The organism is endosymbiont of Lamellibrachia barhami, from assembly GCF_011947365.2.
Classification (GTDB): domain Bacteria; phylum Pseudomonadota; class Gammaproteobacteria; order Chromatiales; family Chromatiaceae; genus QGON01.
This window is the reverse complement of record NZ_JAAVSH020000001.1, coordinates 2,694,845-2,720,201: the sequence shown is the minus strand read 5'-3', so window position 1 is coordinate 2,720,201 and position 25,357 is coordinate 2,694,845. Positions and strand designations below refer to the sequence as shown.

General features: G+C 57.4%; 22 protein-coding genes, 1 tRNA gene and 2 pseudogenes. 23 read left to right on the top strand and 2 right to left on the bottom strand.

All coding sequences use genetic code 11. From position 1 onward, the window contains the following. Positions 1-218 precede the first annotated feature (218 nt). The 3 genes from dnaE to tilS are packed head-to-tail and all read left to right on the top strand — an operon-like array spanning position 219 to position 5,720. A complete protein-coding gene (gene dnaE / locus G9Q73_RS12295) occupies positions 219-3,344 on the top strand; it encodes a DNA polymerase III subunit alpha (protein WP_218649955.1) in 3,126 nt (1,041 codons plus the stop codon). Positions 3,345-3,382: 38 nt separating this feature from the next. Then, entirely contained in the window at positions 3,383-4,342 is a 960-nt protein-coding gene (accA, locus tag G9Q73_RS12290; protein ID WP_177420047.1) for an acetyl-CoA carboxylase carboxyl transferase subunit alpha, read from the top strand. 22 nt (positions 4,343-4,364) lie between these two features. Further along, positions 4,365-5,720, top strand: coding sequence for a tRNA lysidine(34) synthetase TilS (gene tilS / locus G9Q73_RS12285; protein WP_177420046.1), 1,356 nt, complete (start codon positions 4,365-4,367; stop codon positions 5,718-5,720). Between the two features lie 66 nt (positions 5,721-5,786). Here the strand turns inward: tilS and G9Q73_RS12280 are convergent, their stop codons facing one another. After that, positions 5,787-6,623, bottom strand: coding sequence for an MbnB/TglH/ChrH family RiPP precursor modification enzyme (locus tag G9Q73_RS12280; RefSeq protein ID WP_177420045.1), 837 nt, complete (start codon positions 6,621-6,623; stop codon positions 5,787-5,789). A gap of 129 nt (positions 6,624-6,752) precedes the next feature. Between G9Q73_RS12280 and trxC the strand changes: the two genes are divergently transcribed. From trxC to greA, 4 genes are all read left to right on the top strand, one after another. Then, entirely contained in the window at positions 6,753-7,196 is a 444-nt protein-coding gene (trxC, locus tag G9Q73_RS12275; protein ID WP_177420044.1) for a thioredoxin TrxC, read from the top strand. Positions 7,197-7,364: 168 nt separating this feature from the next. After that, positions 7,365-8,504 carry a glutamine-hydrolyzing carbamoyl-phosphate synthase small subunit gene (carA, locus tag G9Q73_RS12270; protein ID WP_177420043.1) on the top strand — a complete coding sequence of 380 codons (1,140 nt, stop codon included), beginning with the start codon at positions 7,365-7,367 and terminating at the stop codon, positions 8,502-8,504. Positions 8,505-8,579: 75 nt separating this feature from the next. Then, positions 8,580-11,792, top strand: coding sequence for a carbamoyl-phosphate synthase large subunit (gene carB, locus G9Q73_RS12265; protein WP_177420042.1), 3,213 nt, complete (start codon positions 8,580-8,582; stop codon positions 11,790-11,792). Positions 11,793-11,817: 25 nt separating this feature from the next. Continuing rightward, complete coding sequence (gene greA, locus G9Q73_RS12260; RefSeq protein WP_177420041.1) at positions 11,818-12,294, top strand: transcription elongation factor GreA; 477 nt, start codon at positions 11,818-11,820, stop codon at positions 12,292-12,294. Between the two features lie 128 nt (positions 12,295-12,422). On the opposite strand, the gene yhbY is transcribed toward greA, so the two are convergent. Beyond that, on the bottom strand, positions 12,423-12,719 hold the full coding sequence (gene yhbY / locus G9Q73_RS12255) for a ribosome assembly RNA-binding protein YhbY (RefSeq protein ID WP_177420040.1): 297 nt from the start codon (positions 12,717-12,719) through the stop codon (positions 12,423-12,425). A 107-nt stretch (positions 12,720-12,826) separates the two neighbouring features. On the opposite strand from yhbY, the gene rlmE reads away from it, so the two are divergent. The 16 genes and pseudogenes from rlmE to nuoF all read left to right on the top strand — a co-directional run bounded on the left by rlmE (position 12,827) and on the right by nuoF (position 25,345). Further along, complete coding sequence (gene rlmE / locus G9Q73_RS12250; protein WP_177420039.1) at positions 12,827-13,447, top strand: 23S rRNA (uridine(2552)-2'-O)-methyltransferase RlmE; 621 nt, start codon at positions 12,827-12,829, stop codon at positions 13,445-13,447. Between the two features lie 150 nt (positions 13,448-13,597). Continuing rightward, positions 13,598-15,508: an ATP-dependent zinc metalloprotease FtsH gene (gene ftsH, locus G9Q73_RS12245; RefSeq protein ID WP_177420038.1), complete on the top strand. Its 1,911-nt coding sequence runs from the start codon at positions 13,598-13,600 to the stop codon at positions 15,506-15,508. 68 nt (positions 15,509-15,576) lie between these two features. Beyond that, positions 15,577-16,353, top strand: a complete 777-nt coding sequence (gene folP / locus G9Q73_RS12240; RefSeq protein ID WP_177420037.1) for a dihydropteroate synthase — start codon at positions 15,577-15,579, stop codon at positions 16,351-16,353. An 18-nt stretch (positions 16,354-16,371) separates the two neighbouring features. Continuing rightward, a complete protein-coding gene (gene glmM / locus G9Q73_RS12235) occupies positions 16,372-17,721 on the top strand; it encodes a phosphoglucosamine mutase (protein ID WP_177420036.1) in 1,350 nt (449 codons plus the stop codon). Between the two features lie 117 nt (positions 17,722-17,838). After that, complete coding sequence (gene tpiA / locus G9Q73_RS12230; protein WP_177420035.1) at positions 17,839-18,591, top strand: triose-phosphate isomerase; 753 nt, start codon at positions 17,839-17,841, stop codon at positions 18,589-18,591. A gap of 25 nt (positions 18,592-18,616) precedes the next feature. After that, positions 18,617-19,000 (top strand): preprotein translocase subunit SecG, encoded by a 384-nt coding sequence (gene secG / locus G9Q73_RS12225; RefSeq protein ID WP_177420034.1) that lies wholly within the window; start codon positions 18,617-18,619, stop codon positions 18,998-19,000. 17 nt (positions 19,001-19,017) lie between these two features. Then, positions 19,018-19,102 (top strand) — tRNA-Leu (locus tag G9Q73_RS12220). Between the two features lie 201 nt (positions 19,103-19,303). After that, positions 19,304-19,660 (top strand): NADH-quinone oxidoreductase subunit A, encoded by a 357-nt coding sequence (locus G9Q73_RS12215; RefSeq protein ID WP_177420033.1) that lies wholly within the window; start codon positions 19,304-19,306, stop codon positions 19,658-19,660. Beyond that, positions 19,651-20,127, top strand: a complete 477-nt coding sequence (locus tag G9Q73_RS12210; protein ID WP_177420032.1) for a NuoB/complex I 20 kDa subunit family protein — start codon at positions 19,651-19,653, stop codon at positions 20,125-20,127. Before G9Q73_RS12215 ends, G9Q73_RS12210 begins: the two co-directional genes overlap by 10 nt. Before the next feature lie 36 nt (positions 20,128-20,163). Next, positions 20,164-20,847 carry an NADH-quinone oxidoreductase subunit C gene (locus tag G9Q73_RS12205; RefSeq protein WP_439654712.1) on the top strand — a complete coding sequence of 228 codons (684 nt, stop codon included), beginning with the start codon at positions 20,164-20,166 and terminating at the stop codon, positions 20,845-20,847. Continuing rightward, positions 20,840-21,471, top strand: a pseudogene (locus G9Q73_RS12200) (NADH-quinone oxidoreductase subunit D-related protein); the annotation flags it as partial. The gene G9Q73_RS12205 and the pseudogene G9Q73_RS12200, both read left to right, overlap by 8 nt. Next, positions 21,453-21,572, top strand: a pseudogene (locus tag G9Q73_RS12195) (NADH-quinone oxidoreductase subunit B); the annotation flags it as partial. The pseudogenes G9Q73_RS12200 and G9Q73_RS12195, both read left to right, overlap by 19 nt. Before the next feature lie 35 nt (positions 21,573-21,607). After that, on the top strand, positions 21,608-22,303 hold the full coding sequence (locus G9Q73_RS12190; RefSeq protein ID WP_439654711.1) for an NADH-quinone oxidoreductase subunit C: 696 nt from the start codon (positions 21,608-21,610) through the stop codon (positions 22,301-22,303). Continuing rightward, positions 22,296-23,549, top strand: coding sequence for an NADH-quinone oxidoreductase subunit D (locus G9Q73_RS12185; protein WP_177420029.1), 1,254 nt, complete (start codon positions 22,296-22,298; stop codon positions 23,547-23,549). Before G9Q73_RS12190 ends, G9Q73_RS12185 begins: the two co-directional genes overlap by 8 nt. A 9-nt stretch (positions 23,550-23,558) precedes the next feature. After that, complete coding sequence (gene nuoE / locus G9Q73_RS12180; protein WP_177420028.1) at positions 23,559-24,065, top strand: NADH-quinone oxidoreductase subunit NuoE; 507 nt, start codon at positions 23,559-23,561, stop codon at positions 24,063-24,065. A 5-nt stretch (positions 24,066-24,070) separates the two neighbouring features. Next, entirely contained in the window at positions 24,071-25,345 is a 1,275-nt protein-coding gene (gene nuoF, locus G9Q73_RS12175) for an NADH-quinone oxidoreductase subunit NuoF (protein ID WP_177420027.1), read from the top strand. Positions 25,346-25,357 lie beyond the last annotated feature (12 nt).

Sequence of the window (25,357 nt, the reverse complement as noted above, 5' to 3'; positions counted from 1 at the left end):
TTGTTGGCCGCTTCCCGTTCAGTTACGTATTGCTCCTTCCGGCTACTCCTGTTGGTGCAGAATCAGGTTGGCTATAACAATCTCACCCGCCACAGCAATCTCCCGGCGTAGTTGCCGGGAGGGTCAACACCTTGGCCGCCCGACACCCCGGAACGAAGAGGTGGCTGGAAGAGGTAATGCAGGTGGACTGATTGCCCCTCCGGCGGGCGTGAGGGGATTTGGGCCGGGCGCTGCTCGCTGGGAATGAGGCGGGCACAGCGCCTGTTGGCCTGCTGGCTGGGGCTGTTCGGGAGATCGCGCACTATCTGGAGCTGACTCGAACCGGCAGGTTTGAGGAGGAGGCCTGTGTGCACGCCAGCGTGGCACTGGCGGAAAAGTATGATGTGCCGGTGGTGGCGACCAACGATGTCCGCTTTCTCTCCCAGGAGGATTTTGAGGCCCATGAGGTACGGGTCTGTATCCACGATGGACGAACCCTGGATGACCCCCGCCGTCCCAGACTCTACAACGAACAGCAATATCTGCGCAGTCCAGAGGAGATGCAGACCCTCTTTGCCGATATTCCAGAGGCGCTAGAAAACTCGGTTGAGATCGCCCGGCGCTGTAACATTGAGCTGACCCTGGGCAAGAACTACCTGCCCGATTTCCCCATTCCGGAAGGGATGACCATCGATGAGTACTTTGCCGCAGAGTCCCTAAAGGGGCTGGAGTGGCGGCTTGAACAGATCTTCGATGCGACGGCTGCGGAGTTCAGCAATCAGCGCAAGGTCTACGATGAGCGGTTGCAGATCGAGCTGGACGTCATCAACAGTATGGGATTCCCAGGCTACTTTCTGATCGTGGCCGACTTTATCCAGTGGGCCAAGGACAATGACATCCCGGTGGGACCGGGGCGTGGCTCCGGTGCGGGTTCCCTGGCCGCATATGCACTGAAAATCACCGATCTTGATCCTATCGAGCACGAACTGCTGTTTGAGCGGTTCCTCAACCCTGAGCGTGTCTCCATGCCCGACTTCGATGTCGACTTCTGCATGGACAAGCGTGACCGGGTGATCGACTATGTGGCGCGCACCTACGGCCGCGATTCGGTCTCCCAGATCATCACCTACGGCTCCATGGCGGCGAAGGCAGTGGTGCGGGATGTGGGGCGGGTGCTGGGACATCCTTACGGTTTCACCGACCGGGTGGCGAAGATGGTGCCCTTCGAGATCGGCATGACGCTGAAAAAGGCACTGCAGGAGAGCGAGGATCTCAAGCAGGCCTACGAGACCGACGAGGAGGTCACCGAACTCATCACGATGGCGAGAAAGCTGGAGGGGTGTGCGCGCAACGCCGGCAAGCATGCGGGTGGTGTGGTGATCGCCCCCGGCCTGCTCACCGACTTCACACCGCTCTACTGTGAAGCCAGCGGTGAAGGTCTGGTCACTCAGTTCGATAAGGATGACGTGGAGAAGGTCGGGCTGGTGAAGTTCGACTTTCTTGGACTGCGCACCCTTACCATCGTCGACTGGGCGTTGAAAACGGTGAACGCCGGTCGTGTTGCAACCGGAGAGGCACCCATCGATATCACCGCCATCGACATGGCGGACAAGGCGGCTTTCAAGCTGCTGTTGAGTGCCGAGACCACGGCTATATTCCAGCTCGAGTCCCGGGGTATGAAGGAGCTGGTCAAAAAGCTCAAGCCCGACTGTTTCGGTGATATCACTGCCCTGGTCGCCCTGTTTCGCCCCGGCCCGCTGCAGTCGGGTATGGTGGATAACTTTATCGCCCGCAAGCATGGCAAGGAGAAGATCTCCTACCCCGATGCCAACTACCAGCATGAGTCGCTGAAGCCGATTCTCGAGGCTACCTACGGCGTCATCCTCTACCAGGAGCAGGTCATGCAGATCGCTCAGGTGCTGGCAGGTTATTCACTCGGCGGTGCTGACATGCTGCGCCGGGCGATGGGTAAGAAAAAGCCGGAGGAGATGGCCAAGCAGCGGGCGGTGTTCAAGGAGGGGGCGGAGAAGAACGGCGTCGATCCTGATCTGGCGATGAGGATATTCGACTTGGTGGAGAAGTTTGCCGGTTATGGCTTCAACAAGTCCCACTCTGCCGCTTATGCACTGGTCTCGTACCAGACCATGTGGCTCAAGGCGCACTACCCGGCGGCTTTCATGGCGGCGGTCTGCTCCGCAGACATGGACAATACCGACAAGGTGGTGCCGCTGATCGATGAGTGCCGGCGCATGAAGCTCAAGGTGGAGCCCCCACAGGTCAATATCTCCGAATACAAGTTCACTATCGATGGTGAAAACAAGGTGGTCTATGGCCTGGGCGCGATCAAGGGCGTGGGTGAATCGGCCATCGAATGTATCATCCAGGAGCGCAAGGCTAATGGCGCTTTCAAGGATATCTTCGAATATTGCCGTCGTATCGATTTGAAACGGGTCAACCGGCGGGTGCTGGAATCCCTGGTGCGGGCGGGTGCGCTGGACGGGCTGGGCGCCAACCGGGCGACACTGATGATGCAGCTGCCCCTGGCGCTGAAGATGGCGGAGCAACATCATGAAGATTTGGCGCGGGGGCAGAACGATCTCTTCGGTATGGGTGATCCCCAGCCTGCCACGGATAACGAGCCTCAGGTGGTGCCTGACGATGTGGAGGAGTGGGAGGACGAACAGCGTCTCCAGGGCGAGAAGGAGACCCTGGGACTCTATCTCACCGGCCATCCTATCGACCGTTATGAGGCTGAGCTGCGGCAGATTGCCGGGACCAGCATTGCCGATCTCTCGCTGGACAGTGGGTCGGGAAATGGTGGCGGTGGGCGTCGTCGAGGTGTTCCCGTCGTAGTGGCGGGACTGGTGGTGCAGACCAGCCACCGTCAGACCCAGCGGGGTTATATGGGGACACTGCTGCTGGATGACCGCAGTGGTCGTATCGAAGCCACGCTGTTCAATGAAACCTACGAGTCCTATCGTGATCTGCTGGCCACAGACCGTATTCTGGTGGTTTCCGGCAGCCTGAACTATGACGAATACCGGGGAGGCCTGAACATTCGGGTGGATAATGTTCTGGCGTTTGAACAGGCGCGGGCGCTCTATGCGGGTCACCTGGGTCTGAATGTCCAGCTCAACGGCAGTGATGCCGGTAGTTTCTGTCATGAGCTGCAGCAGTTGCTGTCACCCTTCACCGGTGGGACCACCGGGATTAAATTGCACTACCGCTCAGCCAGGGCTGAAGGCGATATCGTCCTGGGACAGGAGTGGCGGGTCAATCCAGTCGATGAGCTGCTGCGGCGTCTGGAACGGTTCCTGGGGAAGGGAAGTGTCAGCGTGGTCTACAATAAACGGTCGCGTCAGTGAGGCTGTCCTAAAAAAATGATTTCCGGTATAGTCCGCGCATGGATCTGAACTTTCTCGAATTTGAGCAGCCGATCGCCGAACTTGAGGCGAAAATCGAAGAGCTTCGCCTGGTGGGCGACGATAATGAGATCAACATTCAGGACGAAATCACCCGTCTTGAAAGCAAGAGCCGCACGCTCACGGAGACCATCTTTTCCGGTCTTAAACCCTGGCAGATATCCCAGCTCGCCCGACATCCGCAACGTCCCTATCTGCTGGATTATGTCGGCCGGATATTCGACGAGTTCCATGAACTTCACGGCGACCGCACCTTTGCCGATGACCATGCCATCGTTGGTGGCGTGGCGCGCATCGATGGTCTGCCGGTAATGGTGATCGGCCAGCAGAAAGGCCGTGATACCAAGGATAAGCTGCATCGGAATTTCGGCATGCCCCGTCCCGAAGGCTATCGCAAGGCGCTGCGGCTGATGGAGATGGCGGAGCGGTTCCAGCTGCCGATCCTCACCTTTATCGACACACCCGGCGCCTATCCCGGCGTGGGTGCTGAAGAGCGCGGGCAGAGCGAGGCGATTGCCAGAAACCTGAAGGTGATGTCCGGTCTGCGTACCCCGATCATCTGCACCGTGATTGGTGAAGGTGGATCCGGCGGCGCATTGGCCATCGGTGTTGGAGATCGGGTGATGATGCTGGAATACAGCACCTATTCTGTAATCTCGCCGGAGGGGTGTGCAACCATTCTGTGGAAGAGTGCAGAAAAGGCCCCCCTTGCCGCAGAGGCGATGGGTATCACCTCCGATCGACTGAAAGAGTTGGATTTGATCGATGAGATCATACCCGAACCTCTGGGTAGCGCCCACAGGGACTTGGAGATGATGTCAAAGAATCTCAAACATTCTCTGCTGGAGGGGCTGGAGAATCTCCGTAGCATGGCCATCGACAAACTGCTGGATACCCGCTATCAGCGGCTTATGCAGTACGGCCAGTACAGCGGAGAGTAGTTCCGCTTTTCCGCCGTCCTGTATGGAATTTTCTCCGGCCCGCCTGCTCGAAGGGATGCCGCCATTGCCCCGTTCCGGTGACTGTCATGTCGCCTTTAGCGGTGGCCTCGACTCTTCTGTTTTACTGCACGCGCTTGTGCGGATTCGCGACCGGCTTCCCGGCGAACTCAAAGCTATCCACATCCATCACGGACTCCAGTCCGAAGCCGACGCCTGGGGCAATCACTGTCGAGATTTCGCGGGAGCCCTCGAAGTTCCCTATCAGCAGATCAACCTGGCGCTGAATCCATCCCCTGGAGAGAGTGTCGAGGCGCTGGCGCGTGAGGCGCGCTATCGGGTTTTGGCTGATCTGCTGCAGCCCGATGATTGGTTGCTTACCGCCCAGCACCAGGACGACCAGGCAGAGACCTTGCTGCTGCAACTGCTGCGCGGCAGCGGACCCGCTGGTCTGGCGGCGATGGCGAAAACGGCCCGGCTTGGAAAGGGGTGGCTGCAACGTCCCCTGCTCAGTTTTACCCGGCAGGCGCTCGAAGCCTATGCGCAGAGCGAAGATTTGACTTGGGTGGAGGATCCCAGTAACCGCGATCTCGATTTTTCCCGGAACTATCTACGTCATGAAATCATGCCGCGTATTCAGGCGCACTGGCCCGCTGCCAGCGCGACGCTTTCCCGCAGTGCGGGACTCTGTGCCGATGCCCAGGTGCTGATCGATGAGTTGGCGGCGGAAGATATGCAGCGGTGCCGTGGCTCCGAGTCTGGAAGGTTGTCGGTGAAGGTACTCAGTCGGCTCTCTGAGCCGAGAATTCGTAGTTTGCTGCGGCATTGGGTTCGGGATCAGGGTGTAGTAGCGCCTGGTTATCGGCACCTGCAGCGCATGTTGGATGAGTGTGTGCTGGGACGTGAAGATGCCAACCCGCTGGTGGGCTGGGGGGGGATGGAGGTGCGCCGTTATCGGGATGACCTTTTTATTGCTCCCCGGCTGCCCCCCCATGATGCTGGGTTATGCCTGAGTTGGAATGGTGAAGCGGCGTTGACACTGCCATCCGGCCTGGGAAGGCTGGAGGTCTCTCTCGCCGAACATGGGGTTGATGCGGAGCAGTGGCAAAACGGTCGTATCGAGGTGAGATTCCGCCGGGGCGGTGAGCGCTGCCGTCCGGCGGGTGACAGTCATCACCGTTCCCTGAAGCAGTTGTTTCAGACCTGGGGTGTACCGCCCTGGTTGCGGGATCGTATCCCTTTGATCTTCCTTGATGGGAAGTTGGCAATTATTCCTGGGTTTGCAGTTTGCCAGCCTTTTGTGGCGGCAGAGGGGGCTGCTGCAGTGCAACTGGATTGGAAAGGGACGGTTATTCCACTTAGTAGGCCCGATCAAGCGTAGCGGATCGGGCAATTCCTGGATTCGCGTGACCCATTGGATTGCCGGTTCCGCTACGCTTGAACCGGCCTACGTCTGGCTGGCAATAACCCTGGCTTGCGCCAGCTCTTCGACCATCTCCTCCAGCGGGGGAATATCATCATTGCGTTCGATCATGGTGGCGACCTTGCCGGTATGTTTCAGTGTGTCGCGGTAGAGTTGCCAGATCGGATCTGACTTTACCGCTTCTGCGGGATCCCCGTGGCGTTCCACGTTGCTGGCCGGCGGGGCGAGATGAATCTGCCGGATGCGCTGGGCCGGCAGGTTGCGCACAAATGCCATGGGTTCCAGCCCCAGTTTATTGCAGTTAGACAGGACATTGTTCAGATCCAGCAGGATCAGTGAGTCTGAGGCTTCCGCAACTGCCGTCATGAAATCCCACTCCGGCATCTGATCGCCACTCTCCTGATGATAGACGGAGATATTCTCCAGCATGAGACGTCTGCCCAGTCTCTCCTGAACCTCACATATACGGGGGCTCAGGTGATCGATCATCTCAAGCGTTCTGGGCAGGGGGCGCAGATCATAGCTGTGGGATTGGCCCGGCAGAGTCCAGCAGAGGTGGTCGGAAATTACGCTGGGTTTCACGCGCTGCATTAGGTTTTTAAGTTGTTTGATATAAGCCTCATCCAGCGGATCCGGCCCCCCAATTGAGAGTCCCGCGCCGTGCATGAGCAGGGGATATTCAGCGCGGATCTGCAGCAGCTGATCCATCGTTTCCTCATCGGCATCCAGATAGCTGTCGGAGAGAATCTCGAACCAGTCCACGGCCGGACGCTGCGCTATGACCGGTCTGACCAGCTCGCGTCGCAGGCCGAGGCCAAAGCCGGGATCAGTTCTGTTATTGGCAGGATCGTCGATAGTCATGATTGGGGCATCTGTTGAGAACAGCACTATATTATTATACCGCTTTGCGCTTGATTGGTAGCGTCTTGAAATCGAGAGATGGATCCCCATTTAGACGGGATCTGATAATCTTTTTCGGGGATTGAGTTCATGTCGGAAGCAATGCATATCGTCTGCCCCCATTGTGGCGGCGTCAATCGGGTTCCAGCGGCACGGCTGAAAGATGGCGCCAACTGCGGCAAGTGCCATAACCCCTTGTTTACGCGGCAGCCGATCGCTCTGGATGGGGCGCAATTCCTGCGCCACAGTCAGAAGAGCGATCTCCCGCTGCTGGTCGATTTCTGGGCCTCTTGGTGCGGCCCCTGTAAAATGATGGCGCCGGCTTTCGAGCAGGCTGCGGCGCAGCTCGAACCGCAGGTGAGGCTGGCAAAGGTGGATACGGAAGAACAGCAGCAGTTGGCAGCGCAGTTCGGTATCCGCAGTATTCCTACATTGATGCTACTGCATCGGGGCAGGGAGGTCGCCCGGCAGCCTGGAGCCATGGACGTCAGAGGCATCGTTAACTGGACCCGGCAACATCTGTCGGGTCTCTAGCCCGGATTTTGCGACGGTGACTTAACCACGTAGACAGAATTGCTCTCTTTCAAGTAGAATTGCCTTGGTTTGACGTGGCGCTTTTCGCCACTGATCCCATACGATTCAATTGGAACGGGGTAAGTCGCAGGGCTTATCCCGTTTCGTGCGCTCGCAGTGGAGAATTTTTTGAACAAACCAGCAGTTCTGGTTCTGGAAGACGGCACCACCTTTCGGGGCGAATCCATTGGTGTGGAGGGGCAGTCTGTCGGTGAGGTAGTCTTCAATACGGCCATGACAGGCTATCAGGAGATTCTTACCGATCCCTCCTACAGTCGTCAGATTGTGACCCTGACCTATCCCCATATCGGAAATACCGGCGCCAATGAGGATGATGAGGAGTCGGGACGTATCCATGCCGCTGGCCTGGTGATTCGCGATCTTCCCCTCCTGGTCAGCAACTGGCGGAGCCAGGAGACGCTGGATGCCTATCTGCGGCGCAACAATATCGTCGTTATTGCCGGTATCGACACCCGCAGGCTGACCCGGATCCTGCGGGAGAAGGGGGCGCAAAGCGGTTGCATCCTGGCGGGTGACGGCATCGATGAGCAGACGGCACTGGAGGCGGCGAAGGCTTTTCCCGGTCTTAAGGGCATGGATCTGGCGAAAGAGGTCACTACCGACACCCCCTACGAGTGGGCTCAGGGCAGCTGGTCACTTGAGAACGGGATGCCCGAGGCCGAGCACCCCATCGAAGAGAAGTTACCACTGCACGTGGTGGCCTACGACTATGGGGTCAAACGCAATATTCTGCGCATGCTGGTGGATCGGGGCTGCCGCCTGACGGTGGTGCCGGCCCAAATGTCCGCAAAGGATGTGCTTGCCATGAATCCAGACGGGGTATTCCTCTCCAATGGCCCCGGCGATCCTGAGCCCTGCGACTATGCTATTGCAGCGATCCAGGAGATTGTCGCTACAGGTATGCCGGTGTTCGGCATCTGTCTGGGGCATCAGCTATTGTCTCTTGCCAGCGGCGCCAGGACGGTCAAGATGAAATTCGGCCACCATGGTGCAAATCATCCGGTGCAGGATCTGGGCGAAAAGACGGTCATGATCAGCAGCCAGAACCACGGATTTGCAGTGGATGAGGTGAGTCTGCCGGAGACGCTGACGGCAACGCATCGCTCGCTCTTCGATGGTTCGCTGCAGGGTATCCACCGTACCGACAAACCAGCCTTCGGCTTTCAGGGACATCCTGAAGCCAGTCCCGGTCCCCACGACGTGGCGCCTGTGTTCGACCATTTCATCGAATTAATGGAAAAGAATTAAACGCAAAGGACGCCAAGTTCGCAAAGGTTTTGTTGGACGCTTGGCGCTCTTTGCGCCCTTCGCGGTTGAAAAACTATGCCAAAACGTACAGACATACAAAGTATCCTGATTATCGGCGCCGGTCCTATTGTGATCGGCCAGGCCTGTGAGTTCGACTACTCCGGCGCCCAAGCCTGCAAAGCATTGCGGGAAGAGGGTTTCCGGGTGGTTCTGGTGAACTCCAATCCGGCGACCATCATGACCGATCCCGATACGGCGGATGCGGTCTATATCGAACCCATCACCTGGGAGACGGTGGCGCGCATTATCGAAAAGGAGCGCCCCGACGTCCTGCTGCCCACCATGGGCGGTCAGACTGCGCTCAACTGCGCCCTCGATCTGGTGCGCGAAGGGGTGCTTGAAAAGTTTGGCGTGGAGATGATCGGCGCCTCAAGGGAAGCGATCGACAAGGCTGAGGATCGTGATCTGTTCCGCAAGGCGATGCGCAAGATCGGCCTTGATATGCCTCGCTCAGCTATTGCGCACAGCTTGGAAGAGGCGAATCAGGTACAGGTCAGTATCGGTTTTCCGACGATCATCCGTCCCTCCTTTACCATGGGCGGCAGTGGCGGTGGTATCGCCTACAATGCGGAAGAGTTTGTCGAAATCTGTGAGCGGGGACTCGATCTCTCTCCCACCAGCGAACTCTTGATCGAAGAGTCGATCCTCGGTTGGAAAGAGTATGAGATGGAGGTGGTGCGGGACCGCAAGGACAACTGCATCATCATCTGCTCCATCGAAAACCTGGATCCGATGGGGGTACACACCGGTGACTCCATTACCGTTGCACCGGCCCAGACCCTCACCGACAAAGAGTATCAGATCATGCGTAACGCCTCGCTGGCGGTATTGCGTGAGATCGGGGTGGAGACCGGCGGTTCCAACGTGCAGTTCGCCATCAACCCGGAAGACGGGCGCATGATCATCATCGAGATGAATCCCCGCGTCTCCCGCTCCTCGGCGCTGGCCTCCAAGGCCACCGGTTTTCCCATCGCCAAGGTGGCGGCCAAGCTGGCGGTGGGTTACACCCTCGATGAGTTGCAGAATGAGATTACCGGCGGCGCCACCCCCGCCTCTTTCGAGCCGGCCATCGACTATGTGGTCACCAAGGTGCCGCGCTTCGCCTTCGAAAAGTTTCCCCTGGCGGATGATCGGCTCACCACCCAGATGAAGTCGGTGGGCGAGGTGATGGCCATCGGCCGCACCTTCCAGGAGTCGTTGCAGAAGGCTTTGCGGGGACTGGAGACCGGTAAGTTTGGCCTCTGTGAGATCGTCGATCTGGAAGAGAAGGATGTCAAATACACCCTGATACGCGAGATGAGTCTGCCGGGGCCGGAACGCCTCTGGTATGTGGCGGACGCCTTCCGTTGGGGCATGAGTCTGGAAGAGGTTCACGAGCACAGCCGCATCGACCCCTGGTTCCTGGTGCAGATCGAAGAGTTGGTAACCATTGAAGGTCAAGTCAAGGCGCAAGGTCTGGAGGCACTGGATGAGCAGCGGCTGCGCTACCTGAAACGCAAGGGTTTTGCCGACAGGCGACTCGCGACTTTGACAGGCGCTACAGAAGCTGAGGTTCGTGAGCTGCGATGGGCAGCGGGGGTCCGGCCGGTATTCAAACGGGTCGATACCTGTGCCGCGGAGTTTGCCACCAGTACCGCTTACATGTACTCCACCTATGAGGATGAGTGCGAGGCAGCGCCCAGCAACCGCGACAAGATCATGGTGTTGGGCGGCGGTCCCAACCGGATCGGTCAGGGCATCGAATTCGACTACTGCTGCGTACATGCCGCCTTCGCTTTGCGCGAGGATGGTTACGAGACCATCATGGTCAACTGTAACCCGGAGACGGTCTCCACCGACTACGACACCTCGGACCGGCTCTATTTCGAGCCGTTGACCCTGGAAGATGTGCTGGAGATTATCGATAAGGAGAAGCCCAAGGGTGTGATCGTCCAGTACGGTGGTCAGACGCCTCTGAACCTGGCGGAAGCTCTGGAAGCCGCCGGTGCACCGATTATCGGCACCAGTCCTGATGCCATCGATCTGGCGGAGGATCGCGAGCGTTTCCAGATGGCCGTGGAGCGACTGGGTCTGAAACAGCCGCCGAACCGTACCGCCACCGAGCCTGAACAGGCGGTTAAGCTGGCGGAAGAGATAGGTTATCCGCTGGTTGTCAGGCCCTCTTATGTGTTGGGCGGACGTGCGATGGAGATTGTCACCAACGAGAATGACCTGCGCCGCTACATGCGCGAGGCGGTGAGTGTCTCCAACGACTCGCCGGTGTTGCTGGACCATTTTCTCAGTGATGCCATCGAAGTGGATATCGACGCCATCTGCGACGGTAAGGATGTGGTGATCGGCGGTATCATGGAACATATCGAGCAGGCTGGCGTGCACTCGGGTGATTCCGCCTGCTCCCTGCCACCCTATACCCTGTCGGCTTCCGTGCAGGACAGGATGCGCGAACAGATCCGCAAGATGGCCCTGGAACTTGGGGTCGTGGGTCTGATGAACACCCAGTTCGCCATCAAGGACGATGAAATCTACCTGCTGGAGGTCAACCCCCGTGCTTCCCGCACCGTGCCGTTTGTCTCCAAAGCTACCGGCGTTCAATTGGCCAAGGTGGCTGCACGCTGCATGGCGGGTGTGAGTCTGGCGGAGCAGGGTTTCACCGAAGAGGTGGTGCCTGAGATCTACTACGTCAAAGAGGCGGTTTTTCCCTTCGTCAAGTTTCCCGGCGTCGATACCGTGCTGGGACCGGAGATGAAATCCACCGGTGAGGTGATGGGGGTCGGCAAGACCTTTGGCGAAGCTTTCAACAAGGCGACGCTTGGAGCCGGGTCACGTCTGCCTGAGGGCGGCATGGCGTTAATCAGCGTGCGTGATGTGGACCAAAAGCGTGCCGTACGCGTGGCGGAGGATCTGATCGCTCTTGGGTTTGAGATCTGCGCCACCAGGGGTACTGCAAAAGTGATCAGGAGTGCGGGAATCGATTGCATTCAGGTCAACAAGGTCAAGGAGGGACGACCGCACATCGTGGATATGATCAAGAATGGGGAGATCTCCTTCGTTATTGTCAGCGCGACGGAGGGTGCCAAAGCCATTGCGGACTCTGCTGAGATTCGACGTGCTGCGTTACAGTATAAGGTCAACTACACGACCACCATCTCCGGCGCCGAGGCAACCTGTCTGGCGCTGAAACAGTTGGACGTAGTCGGCGTAAATCGACTGCAGGATCTGCACGGCTGATTGCAATGAGGCGAGGAGACAGAATATGAGCAAGGTACCCCTGACTGCCAGAGGCGCGAAGCGTCTGCAGGAAGAACTCGTTGAGCTTAAGCGGGTTGCCCGCCCCAAGGTGATCAAGGCGATTGCCGAGGCCCGCGCGCATGGTGATCTGAAAGAAAATGCTGAGTATCACGCCGCCCGTGAACAGCAGGGTTTTATTGAAGGTCGCATCAAGGATCTGGAGGGTAAGCTGTCCCACGCCCAGATCATAGATGTCACCACCCTCAATGCTGGAGGCAAGGTGGTGTTCGGCGCCACCGTAGATGTGCTGGAACTCGACAATGATGCGGAGTTGACCTACCAGATCGTCGGCGAAGATGAGGCGGATATCAAAAACGGTCTGATATCGGTCGGTTCACCCATTGCTCGGGCGTTGATCGGCAAATCCGAGGGCGATGATGTCTTTCTCGATACGCCGGGTGGGGGGCGGGAGTTTGAGATACTGGACGTCCGTTACATCTAACGCTCATTTTACAGGCCGGTTCAAGCGTAGCGGAACCCGCAAGTATTGCTTGTAGTGCTGAATCGCAGGCCTGATCCGCTACGCTTGATCAGGCCTGCGAACCTCAACACGGTGGTTACGGGCGGGAGTTAAACCACGATTCGGTTTTTCTTTTTATCTGGATTGGGCCGGTAGAAGATGGCGACGCGGCCGATAATCTGGACCAGATCGGCATTTTGGCGGGAGGCAATCGCGCCGCTGAGCTGCTCACGGTCGGCTTTATCGGCGCCGGCAAGTTTTACCTTGATCAGTTCATGACTGTCGAGGGCTATGCCGATTTCATCCTGCACACTCTCCCGGAGTCCATGTTGACCTACCATGACCACAGGTTTGAGGTGATGCGCCAATTTTTTCAGTTCGCGTTTTTGCTGGGGAGAGAGGGTCATAATTGAGTGCCGTATAGAGATTGGGGCGGAATTCTACCTCAGATGGTGCCTCTCCTGAAAGGCGGGTTGTGGGATTTTTTGCCGGAATTAATGGTCTGATACTGAACATGAAACGCAGTAAGAGCAGCCGCCAGTGGCTTGATCGTCACTTCAAAGATGAGTACGTGAAACGTGCCCAGAGAGAGGGATACCGTTCTCGTGCGGTCTTCAAGCTCATGGAGATCCAGGAGAAGGATCGGCTCATTAAACCAGGAATGCGGGTGGTGGATCTGGGCGCCGCGCCGGGGGGGTGGTCGCAACTTTCCCGGCAGTTGGTCGGTGATAAAGGCATGGTGGTGGCCCTGGATATCCTGGAGATGGATCCTATTGCCGGGGTGCCGTTCATTCAGGGGGATTTCCGGGATCAGGCGCCACTCGATGAGTTACGGGGAATTCTGCAAGAGAACCCCGTGGATCTTGTAATTTCCGATATAGCCCCCAATGTTACGGGTATGGCCACAGTGGACCAGCCCCGTTCCATGTACCTGTGTGAATTGGCCCTGGATTTTGCCAAAGAGGTGCTGCGACCCGGTGGTGGTTTTGTGGTCAAGGTCTTCCAGGGCGAGGGTTTTGAGCAATATATACGGGACATGCGTGAGGCGTTCGGCAGGGTGGTAAGTCGTAAACCCAAGGCTTCCCGGCCTAAAAGCCGCGAAATCTATCTGGTAGCGACAGGCTTTAAGTTGTAGTACCGTACAAAACTGCCAAAATTCCAGGTATCCCTTTGGTTGCGGCGCTGAAATGGTTGGAAGACGGTGGTCGTTTTCTTGCTAGTTGGTTGATGTAAAAAGATATTTTTAGCTGCCGGGATAATTTGAGAGGAAAGAAGTTTGAACGATATGGCAAAGAATTTGATTCTTTGGGTGGTGATAGCCGTGGTATTGATGACGGTTTTCAACAATTTTACCACCACCCAGACCAAGGCCCAGCCGAAAAGCTACTCCGAGTTTATCGGTGATGTTAAGTCCGGCGCAGTGAAAGATGTCACCATCAATGGACGCACCATTGAAGGCAATCTGAGTTCCGGGCAGCATTTCTCCACCTACAGTCCCGGTGATGATGGTCTGGTGAGTGATCTGCTCAACAACAATGTTGAGATTGTGGCCACGCCACCGGAAAAACCATCGCTGCTGATGAATATCCTCATCAACTGGTTCCCGCTGTTCGTGCTTATCGGTCTGTGGATCTTCTTTATGCGTCAGATGCAGGGCGGCGGCGGAGGCCGTGGCGCCATGTCCTTCGGCAAGAGCAAGGCGCGCCTGCTCAGCGAAGATCAGGTGAAGGTGACATTCAGCGATGTGGCTGGTGTCGAAGAGGCGAAGGAAGAAGTCTCCGAGATGGTGGACTTCCTGCGAGATCCCTCCAAATTCCAGAAACTTGGCGGCAAGCTTCCCCGCGGCGCACTGATGGTAGGGGCGCCGGGTACTGGCAAGACGCTCCTGGCCCGCGCCATTGCCGGTGAGGCCAAGGTGCCTTTCTTTACCATCTCCGGTTCCGACTTCGTGGAGATGTTTGTGGGTGTCGGCGCATCCCGTGTACGCGACATGTTCGAGCAGGCGAAGAAACATGCGCCCTGCATCATCTTCATCGACGAGATCGATGCGGTGGGTCGGCATCGTGGTGCGGGCCTCGGTGGTGGTCACGACGAACGTGAGCAGACACTGAACCAGCTGTTGGTGGAGATGGACGGTTTTGAAGGTAATGAAGGCGTTATCGTGATCGCTGCCACCAATCGTCCCGATGTACTCGATCCGGCGCTGCTGCGCCCCGGCCGCTTCGATCGTCAGATTGTCGTGCCCCTGCCGGACGTGCGGGGGCGTGAGCAGATCCTCAAAGTCCACCTGCGCAAGGTGGCTGCCGACGACGACGTAAAACCCTCTATCATTGCCCGTGGCACGCCGGGCTTCTCCGGCGCCGATCTGGCCAATCTCATCAATGAAGCAGCGCTTTTTGCCGCCCGCACCAACAAAACCCTGGTGGAGATGGCGGACATGGAGCAGGCGAAGGACAAGATCATGATGGGTGCCGAGCGGCGCTCCATGGTGATGAATGATGATGAGAAGAAACTCACCGCCTATCATGAGGCCGGCCACGCCATCGTTGGGCGCTTGGTGCCATCTCACGATCCTGTCTACAAGGTCAGTATTATCCCCCGCGGACAGGCGCTCGGCGTGACCATGTTTCTGCCGGAGGAGGATCGTTACAGCTACAGCAAGGAGCTTCTCGAGAGTCAGATCTCCAGCCTGTTTGGTGGTCGCATCGCCGAAGAGCTGATTTTCGGCATCGACAAGGTGACCACCGGCGCCTCCAATGATATCAAACGGGCGACTGAAATCGCTCGCAGCATGGTGACCAAATGGGGGCTCTCCGAGCGCCTTGGTCCATTGCTGTACGGAGAAGAGGAGGAGGAGGTCTTTCTCGGTCGATCCATCACTCAGCACAAAAATGTCTCCGACGATACCGCACATATCATCGATGAGGAGATCCGCGGTTTCATCGATCGCAACTACCAGCGTTCCGATCAGATTCTGAAGGACAATCTCGATAAACTGCACATCATGGCGGAGGCGCTGATCAAGTACGAAACCATCGATGCAGACCAGATTGACGATATCATGACGGGTAAAAAACCTCGTCCCCCGGCAGATTGGGATGAGTCCGACTCGGATGATTCGGAAAAACCCTCTGGCGAGGCGCCTGCTTCAGACGGTTCCTCGGACACTATTGGAAACCCCGCCAACCAGCACTGATCCGTCAGCCGTTCCCGTTGATTCTAGATTGTGCAGGTAAGTCCGTTGACCTGGGGACCCCCCAGGTCATGGGCATCCTCAACGTCACTCCGGACTCTTTCTCTGACGGTGGTCGTTTCACACGAACCGACCCGGCGCTGAGACATGCTCTCGGCATGGTGGAGGCGGGGGCTGCGATCGTCGATATCGGCGGCGAATCGACCCGGCCGGGCGCCAGTCCCGTATCCGAGGCCCAGGAGATCGATCGGGTTGTGCCGCTGATAGAGCGTCTCAGTCGGGAGCTCGACGTTCCCATCTCCATCGATACCAGTAAGCCGGCGGTGATGCGTGAAGCGGTTGCGGCCGGTGCCGGGCTGATCAATGACGTGCAGGCTTTGCAGACGGAAGGTGCGCTTGAAGCTGCCGCGGAGTTGGCGGTGCCGGTCTGCCTGATGCATATGCGGGGTGAGCCACGCACCATGCAGGCGGCGCCGGAATATGCTGATGTTGTGGCCGATGTGCGTGATTTTCTCAATGAACGCATCAAAGCCTGCCGCAGTGCAGGTATCCCCCTTGAGCGGCTATTGGTGGATCCAGGGTTTGGTTTCGGCAAGACCCTGGCGCATAATCTTGCCCTCTTGAAGAATCTGTCGGAATTTTCTGCGTTATCGGTGCCGCTGCTGGTGGGCATCTCGCGCAAATCGATGATCGGAGCGCTGCTCGGTGATGCGCCGGTGGATCAGCGATTGTACGGCAGTGTTGCAGCAGGCGTTTTGGCTGCCACTCAGGGTGCGTCGATCATTCGTGCACACGACATCAAAGCAACGGTTGATGCGCTGCGGATTGCTGCTGCAGTGATGGGATAACCGAAAAAGGAGAGTAGGGTGGAACGCAAATATTTTGGCACAGATGGCATTCGCGGGTTGGTCGGTCAGGGTGCGATAACCCCGGAGTTTGTGCTCAAGCTCGGCTGGGCGGCGGGTCGTGTTCTGGGTGCTGGAGCCAATAGCAGTGTGCTGATCGGCAAGGATACCCGCATCTCCGGTTATCTTTTGGAATCGGCGCTGGAAGCAGGTCTGTCGGCTGCCGGAGTCAATATCAAGCTGCTGGGACCCATGCCGACCCCAGGTATCGCCTATCTCACCCGCACCCTGCATGCCCAGGCGGGAATCGTGATCAGCGCCTCCCACAATCCCTTTCACGACAACGGCATCAAGTTTTTTTCCGCCCAGGGCACCAAGCTGCCTGATGATACTGAGGCCGCTATCGAACAAGAGCTGGGCAAAGAGATTACGACCGTTGATTCCGCCAGTCTCGGCAAGGCCTATCGCCTGGATGACGGCGAAGGCCGGTACATCGAATTCTGCAAGAGCACGATCCCCATGAGTCTGAGCTTCAGGGGCATGAAGATCGTGGTCGACTGTGCCCACGGCGCCACCTACAACATCGCCCCCTATGTGTTCGACGAGCTTGGCGCAGACGTGGTGGCAATCGGTGTGCAGCCTGACGGGTTGAATATCAATGACGGCGTGGGCTCCACCCATCCTGAACACCTCAAGGCGGCTGTGTTGGAGCACCAGGCCGACCTTGGTGTTGCCTTCGATGGCGACGGTGATCGGCTGATCATGGTGGATGACCGGGGGGAAGAGGTCGATGGCGACGAGATTCTCTTCATTATCGCCAGTTCCCGCATGCGGAAGGGAACCCTGAAAGGGGCGGTGATCGGCACCCTGATGAGTAATCTGGGACTGGAGGTTGCACTACGCGAGCAGGGTGTGGTGCTGGAACGAACCCAGGTGGGGGATCGTTACATCATGGAGCGCCTGACCGAAAAAGGCTGGAATCTCGGTGGTGAGCAGTCCGGTCACATCATCTGCCTCGACCGGACTACCACTGGAGATGGCATTATCTCAGCACTGCAAGTACTGGCGGAGGTTCAGCTCTCCGGTCAGCCTCTACGGGAGCTGGCGGCCGGCATGACGAAATATCCCCAGAAACTGGTCAACATAAAGCTCGGGGATATGGCGCCTGCCGATGTCATGGTCTCGGCCGAGGTGGCCAATGCCGTGCATGATGTAGAAACGGAACTGGGACGTAGTGGCCGGGTGCTGTTGCGGCCGTCCGGTACTGAGCCATTGATCCGGGTCATGCTTGAGGGCAACGATGCGGCGCAGGTCGACCGGCTGACAGAGCAGCTCGCGGATGTGGTGCGCGGACTGGTCAAAGCGGATTGAGTGCGATCTTTGCGTCTCTAGGGTTAATGGCTGGAGATAAATAGTCTACCCGCCATTGATTTCAGGCGCGTTGCCCGTTAAGCTAGCCCGCTTTGTTCGTTCAGCAGGAGTTTTGACATGCGTAGGCCGCTGGTAGCCGGAAACTGGAAGATGAATGGTTCCATCGAGAGCGTTCGCGAACTGCTCGAAGGTCTCAAGGCCGGTGCGGGCGAAGTCAATAATGCTGAAATGGCAGTTTGCCCTCCCGCTGTGTTCATTCCGCAGGTTCAGCAACAGCTCTCGGGTTCTGTGATTGCCTGGGGTGGGCAGGATCTCTCCGTCGAGGCCTCCGGGGCCTTCACGGGCGAGATGGCAGCTTCCATGCTGAACGACTTTGCCTGCAAATATGTCATTGTCGGTCACTCTGAGCGCCGCACCTATCATGGGGAGAGCGACGCGTTGGTGGCAAAGAAGTATGCTGCCGCACGTGCAGCTGGCCTGGTTCCCATTCTCTGCATCGGGGAGACCCTCGAAGAGCGTGAGCAGGGTATCACTGAGGATGTCTGTGCGCGTCAGCTGAATGCGGTGATCGAACTTGAAGGCGTCGAGGCGCTGGCCGATGGTGTTGTTGCTTACGAACCGGTCTGGGCAATTGGCACCGGTAAGACGGCGTCCCCGGAACAGGCCCAGGATGTACATGCCTTTATCCGCAGTCGCGTGGCTGAGAAGAGCGGGGAAGTGGCAGAAGGACTACGCATTCTCTATGGCGGTTCCATGAAGCCGGATAACGCCAAGGAGTTGCTCGGCAAGCCCGATATCGATGGCGGCCTGATTGGCGGTGCTTCACTCAAGGCGGCGGATTTTCTTGGCATCTGTACCGCCGCAAACTAAATTCTGATAGGCAGCGAAAAGTTTCATGCAGACGATTCTTGTTGTATTTCACCTCTTTCTGGCACTGGGCCTGGTCGGACTGATTCTGATTCAGCACGGTAAGGGTGCGGATGCAGGTGCGGCATTTGGCAGTGGCGCCTCTGCGACCGTGTTTGGTGCGCAGGGTTCAGCCTCATTCCTGTCGCGGGCCACCGCAGCACTGGCGGCGCTCTTTTTCATAACCAGTATGACGCTGGCTTACTTCTCCACTCAGAGCCGACAGCCGCAAGGACTGATGGAGACCATGCAGACTGAGCAGGTGGAGACGGCGGTTCCCGCTGCAGAGACGATCAACTCTGACGTGCCTGTGATCCCTGCGCCTGAGCAGGAGGTGCCGGCAGCGGTGCCTGAATCAGAGGTGCAAGAGTAATATTCAACGATTTTATTGCCGATGTGGTGGAATTGGTAGACACGCTATCTTGAGGGGGTAGTGGCGTAAGCCGTGCCGGTTCAAGTCCGGCCATCGGCACCATTCATGGACGGTATCGCCCATAATCGGGTGATGCCGTTTTTTCATGCCTGAAAAAAATTACAATAACTTATTGATAATTATAATTTTGTTCAGTCGCATGCGACTTGACATGAATATGGTGCTGCTCTAGAATTTTGCACTCAATAAAAAGAGAGTTCGCTTGGCGATAATTATGATCGTTCTGAGGGGGGCGACATAACAATGCTCGAAAATTATCTACCCATCCTGATTTTTCTGGTAGTGGCCTTTGTCCTGGGGGTTGTGGTGATCGGGATGGGGTTTCTGCTTGGAACCCGTAAGCCCGATGCGGAGAAGCTCTCACCCTACGAGTGCGGCTTTGAGGCGTTCGGAGACGCCCGCATGAAGTTTGACGTCCGTTACTACCTCGTCGCCATCCTCTTTATTATCTTTGATCTTGAGATTGCCTTCCTCTTCCCCTGGGCTGTCGTTTTGACCGAGCTCGGTATGGTCGGCTACGTCGCAATGATGGTCTTTCTCGGTATTTTGGTTATCGGCTTTATCTACGAGTGGAAGAAAGGGGCGCTTGAATGGGAGTAGAAGGTCTTCTCGAAAAGGGTGTCATCACCACTACCGCTGACAAACTGATCAACTGGGCGCGAACCGGGTCTCTCTGGCCCATGTCTTTTGGTCTGGCCTGCTGCGCCGTGGAGATGATGCATGCCGCTGCGGCCCGCTACGACATGGATCGCTTTGGTATCATCTTTCGTCCCAGTCCCCGGCAGTCGGATGTGATGATCGTGGCCGGTACCCTGGTCAACAAGATGGCGCCTGCCCTGCGTAAGGTCTACGATCAGATGGCCGAGCCTCGCTGGGTGATCTCCATGGGTTCCTGCGCCAACGGTGGTGGTTACTACCACTACTCCTACGCGGTGGTGCGGGGTTGTGATCGCGTGGTGCCGGTCGATATCTATGTGCCGGGCTGTCCGCCGACTGCAGAAGCGCTGTTGTACGGCGTACTGCAGTTGCAGGACAAGATTCGTCGCACCAGCACGATTGCGCGATAGGTGATCAAGGAAATGAGTGATAGCGCGCAGACTCCCCTGGCAGCAAGAATGGCGTCTCTGGCGGAAGGGTTGGCCGGACGATTTACCGACCTGGGTTGCGAGGTTGAACAGGGTTTTGGCGAGGTGACGCTGGTTGTGCCCCGTGATCATCTCCTGCAGGTCGCACAGACCCTTCGCGATGATGAGGCGTTCCACTTTGAAGAGGTGATCGATGTCTGTGGTATCGATTACTCGGCCTATGGCGTGGCGGAGTGGGATGTGACCACGGCTTCATCGACTGGCTTCGGGCGCGGCGTGGAGTCAGCCCGGGCATTTGATATCGAGGCGGAGAAACGCTTCGCCGCGGTCTACCATCTACTCTCCTTGAAGAACAATATGCGCCTGCGGCTGCGGGTATTCGTGGATACGACACACCCGATTGTCGCCTCAGTGGTGGATATCTGGAGTGGTGCCAACTGGTTCGAGCGCGAGGCTTTCGACCTGTTCGGCATCCTGTTCGAAGGACATCCCGATCTGCGCCGCATACTCACCGATTACGGTTTTATCGGGCACCCCTTCCGCAAGGATTTTCCGCTTATCGGCCAAGTGGAGATGCGCTACGATCCGGAACAGGCGCGTGTCATCTACGAGCCGGTAAGCATCGAACACGCTGGTTCCGTGTTATCGGATAATCATCGCAATGCCCAGGCGCCAGAACAGCAGGATTCCAGCGATGCCTGAGATTCGTAACGCTACACCCTGAATTTCGGACCACAACATCCTGCCGCTCACGGTGTTTTGCGCCTGGTGCTGGAGATGGATGGCGAGGTCATCGATGCGTCAAGATCCCCATGTCTGGTCTGTGCACCGGGCGACCGAGAAGCTGGCGGAGACCAAGCCTATAACCAGAGCATCCCTACGTAGCTGGATCGTCTCGACTACGTCTCCATGATGTGCAGTGAGCACAGCTATGTGCGAGCGATCGAAGCTACTGTGGGTGGAGGTGCCAGGCGTGCTCAATACATCCGCACCATGTTCAGTGAGATTACACGGATTCTTAACCATCTGATGATGTGGTTTGGGGACCCATGCACTGGACGTCGGCGCGATGACGGTATTCCTCTACGCGCCTTCCGCGAGCGTGAGGACTTGATGGACTACTTTACAGCGAGGCGGTCTCCGGCGCGCGCATGCATGCTTCCTACTATCGGCCCGGCGGCGTCTATCGCGATCTGCCGGAGCAGATACTCAATATCAGCAGAGCCAATGGGTGACCGGCCGTGATACCGAGCGGCACCAACGATACCCGCCATGGTTCCCTGCTCGATTTTTATTGAGGATTTCACAATCGCTTACGACCTGTGTCGATGTATGTGCCGGGCTGTCCGCCGACTGCAGAAGCGCTGTTGTACGGCGTACTGCAGTTGCAGGACAAGATTCGTCGCACCAGCACGATTGCGCGATAGGTGATAAGGAAATGAGTGATAGCGCGCAGACTCCCCTGGCAGCAAGAATGGCGTCCCTGAAGGAAGGGCTGGCCGGGCGGTTTACCGACCTGGGTTGCGAGATTGAACAGGGTTTTGGCGAGGTGACGCTGGTTGTGCCCCGCGATCATCTCCTGCAGGTCGCACAGACCCTTCGCGATGAAGAGGCGTTCCACTTTGAACAGGTGATTGATGTCTGTGGTGTCGATTACTCGGCCTATGGTGTGGCGGAGTGGGATGTGACCACGGCTTCATCGACCGGCTTCGGGCGTGGCGTCGAGTCTGCCCGGACATTTGATCTCGATGCGGAGAAGCGCTTTGCCGCGGTCTACCATCTACTCTCCGTAAAGAATAATATGCGCCTGCGGTTACGTGTGTTCGTGGATACGACACACCCAATCGTCGCCTCTGTGGTGGATATCTGGAATGGTGCCAACTGGTTTGAGCGCGAGGCTTTCGACCTGTTCGGCATCCTGTTCGAAGGACATCCTGATCTGCGCCGGATACTCACCGATTACGGTTTTATCGGTCACCCCTTCCGCAAGGATTTCCCGCTTATCGGCCAGGTGGAGATGCGCTACGACCCGGAACAGGCGCGTGTCATCTACGAGCCGGTAAGCATCGAGGGACGCACGCTGGTTCCCCGTGTTATCCGGGATAATCATCGCAATGCCCCGGAAGCGCCAGAACAGCAGGATTCCAGCGATGCCTGAGATTCGTAACTACACCCTGAATTTCGGACCACAACATCCTGCCGCTCACGGTGTTTTGCGCCTGGTGCTGGAGATGGATGGCGAGGTCATCGTGCGTGCGGATCCCCATGTCGGTCTGCTGCACCGGGCGACCGAGAAGCTGGCGGAGACCAAGCCCTATAACCAGAGCATCCCCTACATGGATCGTCTCGACTACGTCTCCATGATGTGCAGTGAGCACAGCTATGTGCGGGCGATCGAGAAACTGCTGGGGGTGGAGGTGCCGGAGCGCGCCCAATACATCCGCACCATGTTCGATGAGATTACACGGATTCTTAACCATCTGATGTGGTTGGGGACCCATGCACTGGACGTCGGCGCGATGACGGTATTCCTCTACGCCTTCCGCGAGCGTGAGGACTTGATGGACTGCTACGAGGCGGTCTCCGGCGCGCGCATGCATGCTTCCTACTATCGGCCCGGCGGCGTCTATCGCGATCTGCCGGAGCAGATGCCTCAATATCAGCAGAGCCAGTGGGTGACCGGCCGTGATGCCGAGCGGCGCAACGATGCCCGCCATGGTTCCCTGCTCGATTTTATTGAGGATTTCACCAATCGCTTCCCGACCTGTGTCGATGAGTATGAGACGCTGCTGACCGATAATCGAATCTGGAAACAACGTACCGTCGGCATCGGCGTCGTCTCTCCCGAGCGTGCCCTGCAGTTGGGTTTTACCGGCCCTATGCTGCGGGGTTCCGGTGTCGAATGGGATCTGCGCAAAAAGCAGTCCTACGCCGCCTATGATAAGGTCGACTTTGATATCCCGGTTGGCGTCGAGGGTGACTCCTACGACCGCTACCTGGTGCGTGTAGAAGAGATGCGGCAGTCCAATCGGATCATCAAACAGTGTGTCGAGTGGTTGCGCAACAATCCCGGTCTGGTGATGGTGGATGACCATAAGGTTGGTGCGCCGATGCGGGCCGACATGAAGGGCGATATGGAGAGTCTGATTCACCATTTCAAACTCTTCACCGAAGGTTACTGCACCCCGCCCGGCGAAGTCTACGCTGCAGTGGAGGCACCCAAGGGCGAGTTCGGTTGCTACATCGTCTCCGATGGGGCCAATAAGCCATACCGGCTGAAGATCCGTGCTCCCGGTTTTGCCCACATGGCTGCGATGGATGAGATGGTCAAGGGTCATATGCTTGCCGACGTGGTGGCCGTGATCGGTACCATGGATGTGGTATTTGGTGAGATCGACCGCTAGAGCACTGAGATGAACACGATAGAAGTGAATAACAAAGCGGAAATCTTCTCCACCGAGATTCGGGGAGAGATCGACCAGTGGGTTGCCAAATATCCTGCGGACTGGAAGCAGTCGGCGGTGATGGCGGCACTGCGTATCGTCCAGGACGCCAACGGCGGCTGGCTGACAACCGAGTTGATGAACGATGTGGCGGCCTATCTTGATATGGCGCCGATAGCAGTCTACGAAGTGGCCACCTTCTACTCGATGTACGAGTTGAAACCGGTCGGTAAGCACAAGATCTGCATCTGCACCAATGTCTCCTGCATGATCAACAACTCCGACCGGGTTGTTGATCACCTGGAGGATCGGTTGGGTATCAAGCTGGGCCAGACCACAGAAGATGGTCGCTTTACCCTCAATGAGGTCGAGTGTCTGGGTGCTTGTGGCGGCGCACCGATGATGCAGATCGGCAAGCAATATTACGAAAACCTGACACCAGAGATCATCGATTCGATCCTGGAAGGACTGGAGTAAGACGGATGGTGAATGAAGTCTGTTTGCGTACTCTGGATCTGGATCGTCCCTGGCTGCTTGAGCAGTATCAGAGCCGGGGTGGTTATGAGATGCTGACCAGGATTCTAAAAGAGAAGACTCCACCGGAAGAGATCATCGAAGAGGTGAAGAAGTCCGGCCTGCGTGGTCGCGGCGGCGCTGGTTTTCCCACTGGTCTGAAGTGGAGTTTTATCTCCCGTAACGCCCCGGGACAGAAGTACGTGGTCTGCAACTCGGACGAGGGTGAACCGGGTACCTTCAAGGATCGCGATATTCTGCGCTATAACCCGCACCAACTGATCGAAGGCATGATCATTGCCGCTTATGCGATTGGTGCAACCCAAGGGTATAACTACATTCGCGGCGAGTTCTGGGAACCCTACGAGCGCTTCGAAGCGGCTCTGAAAGAGGCCCGCGAAGCTGGTTTCCTGGGTGAAAACCTGCTGGGCTCCGGCTTCGATTTCGAGTTGCACTCCCATCTTGGTGGCGGCGCCTATGTCTGCGGTGAGGAGACGGCCCTGCTGGAGTCGATCGAAGGTAAGAAGGGGCAGCCCCGCTTCAAGCCGCCGTTCCCAGCCCATTTCGGTCTCTATGGCCGTCCAACGATCATCAACAACACAGAATCCCTGGCCTCCATCCCGATGATCCTGAAAGAGGGCGGGCCTTGGTTTGCCGATATTGGTGTCACGAACAGCGGGGGTTCCAAGCTCTTCTCCATCTCTGGCAATCTGAATAATCCGGGCGTATTCGAGATCCCTATGGGTACGCCTTTCTCTGAGCTGCTGGAGATGGCTGGTGGCGTAAAAGGGGGACGCAAGCTCAAGGCGGTTATTCCGGGCGGCTCCTCCGCGCCGATTATTCCCGGCGAGCAGATGATGGATCTGACCATGGATTACGATGCCATTGCCGAAGCGGGATCCATGCTGGGATCCGGTGCGGTTATCGTGTTTGACGATACCAACTGCATGGTCAAGGTGCTTGAACGCATGTCCTACTTCTACTACGAGGAGTCCTGTGGTCAGTGCACTCCCTGCCGCGAGGGTACCGGCTGGCTCTATCGCGTGGTGAGTCGTATCGAAAACGGTCAGGGCCGCCAGGAGGACCTGGATCTGCTCGATGACGTGGCAGCCAGAATCGCTGGTCGCACTATCTGTGCCCTGGGTGATGCCGCCGCAGGACCGGTGGCTGGTATGCTCAAGCACTTCCGGGATGAATTCCAATACCACATCGACCACAAAAAGTGTCTTGTCGGTGCGGGTTAAAGGTCAGTAGAG

Coding starts and splice junctions, on each gene's coding strand:
- accA (WP_177420047.1), top strand. CDS start 3,383: ATGGATCTGAACTTTCTCGAATTTGAGCAGCCGATCGCCGAACTTGAG.
- tilS (WP_177420046.1), top strand. CDS start 4,365: ATGGAATTTTCTCCGGCCCGCCTGCTCGAAGGGATGCCGCCATTGCCC.
- G9Q73_RS12280 (WP_177420045.1), bottom strand. CDS start 6,623: ATGACTATCGACGATCCTGCCAATAACAGAACTGATCCCGGCTTTGGC.
- trxC (WP_177420044.1), top strand. CDS start 6,753: ATGTCGGAAGCAATGCATATCGTCTGCCCCCATTGTGGCGGCGTCAAT.
- carB (WP_177420042.1), top strand. CDS start 8,580: ATGCCAAAACGTACAGACATACAAAGTATCCTGATTATCGGCGCCGGT.
- greA (WP_177420041.1), top strand. CDS start 11,818: ATGAGCAAGGTACCCCTGACTGCCAGAGGCGCGAAGCGTCTGCAGGAA.
- yhbY (WP_177420040.1), bottom strand. CDS start 12,719: ATGACCCTCTCTCCCCAGCAAAAACGCGAACTGAAAAAATTGGCGCAT.
- rlmE (WP_177420039.1), top strand. CDS start 12,827: ATGAAACGCAGTAAGAGCAGCCGCCAGTGGCTTGATCGTCACTTCAAA.
- ftsH (WP_177420038.1), top strand. CDS start 13,598: ATGGCAAAGAATTTGATTCTTTGGGTGGTGATAGCCGTGGTATTGATG.
- folP (WP_177420037.1), top strand. CDS start 15,577: ATGGGCATCCTCAACGTCACTCCGGACTCTTTCTCTGACGGTGGTCGT.
- tpiA (WP_177420035.1), top strand. CDS start 17,839: ATGCGTAGGCCGCTGGTAGCCGGAAACTGGAAGATGAATGGTTCCATC.
- secG (WP_177420034.1), top strand. CDS start 18,617: ATGCAGACGATTCTTGTTGTATTTCACCTCTTTCTGGCACTGGGCCTG.
- G9Q73_RS12215 (WP_177420033.1), top strand. CDS start 19,304: ATGCTCGAAAATTATCTACCCATCCTGATTTTTCTGGTAGTGGCCTTT.
- G9Q73_RS12210 (WP_177420032.1), top strand. CDS start 19,651: ATGGGAGTAGAAGGTCTTCTCGAAAAGGGTGTCATCACCACTACCGCT.
- G9Q73_RS12185 (WP_177420029.1), top strand. CDS start 22,296: ATGCCTGAGATTCGTAACTACACCCTGAATTTCGGACCACAACATCCT.
- nuoE (WP_177420028.1), top strand. CDS start 23,559: ATGAACACGATAGAAGTGAATAACAAAGCGGAAATCTTCTCCACCGAG.
- nuoF (WP_177420027.1), top strand. CDS start 24,071: ATGGTGAATGAAGTCTGTTTGCGTACTCTGGATCTGGATCGTCCCTGG.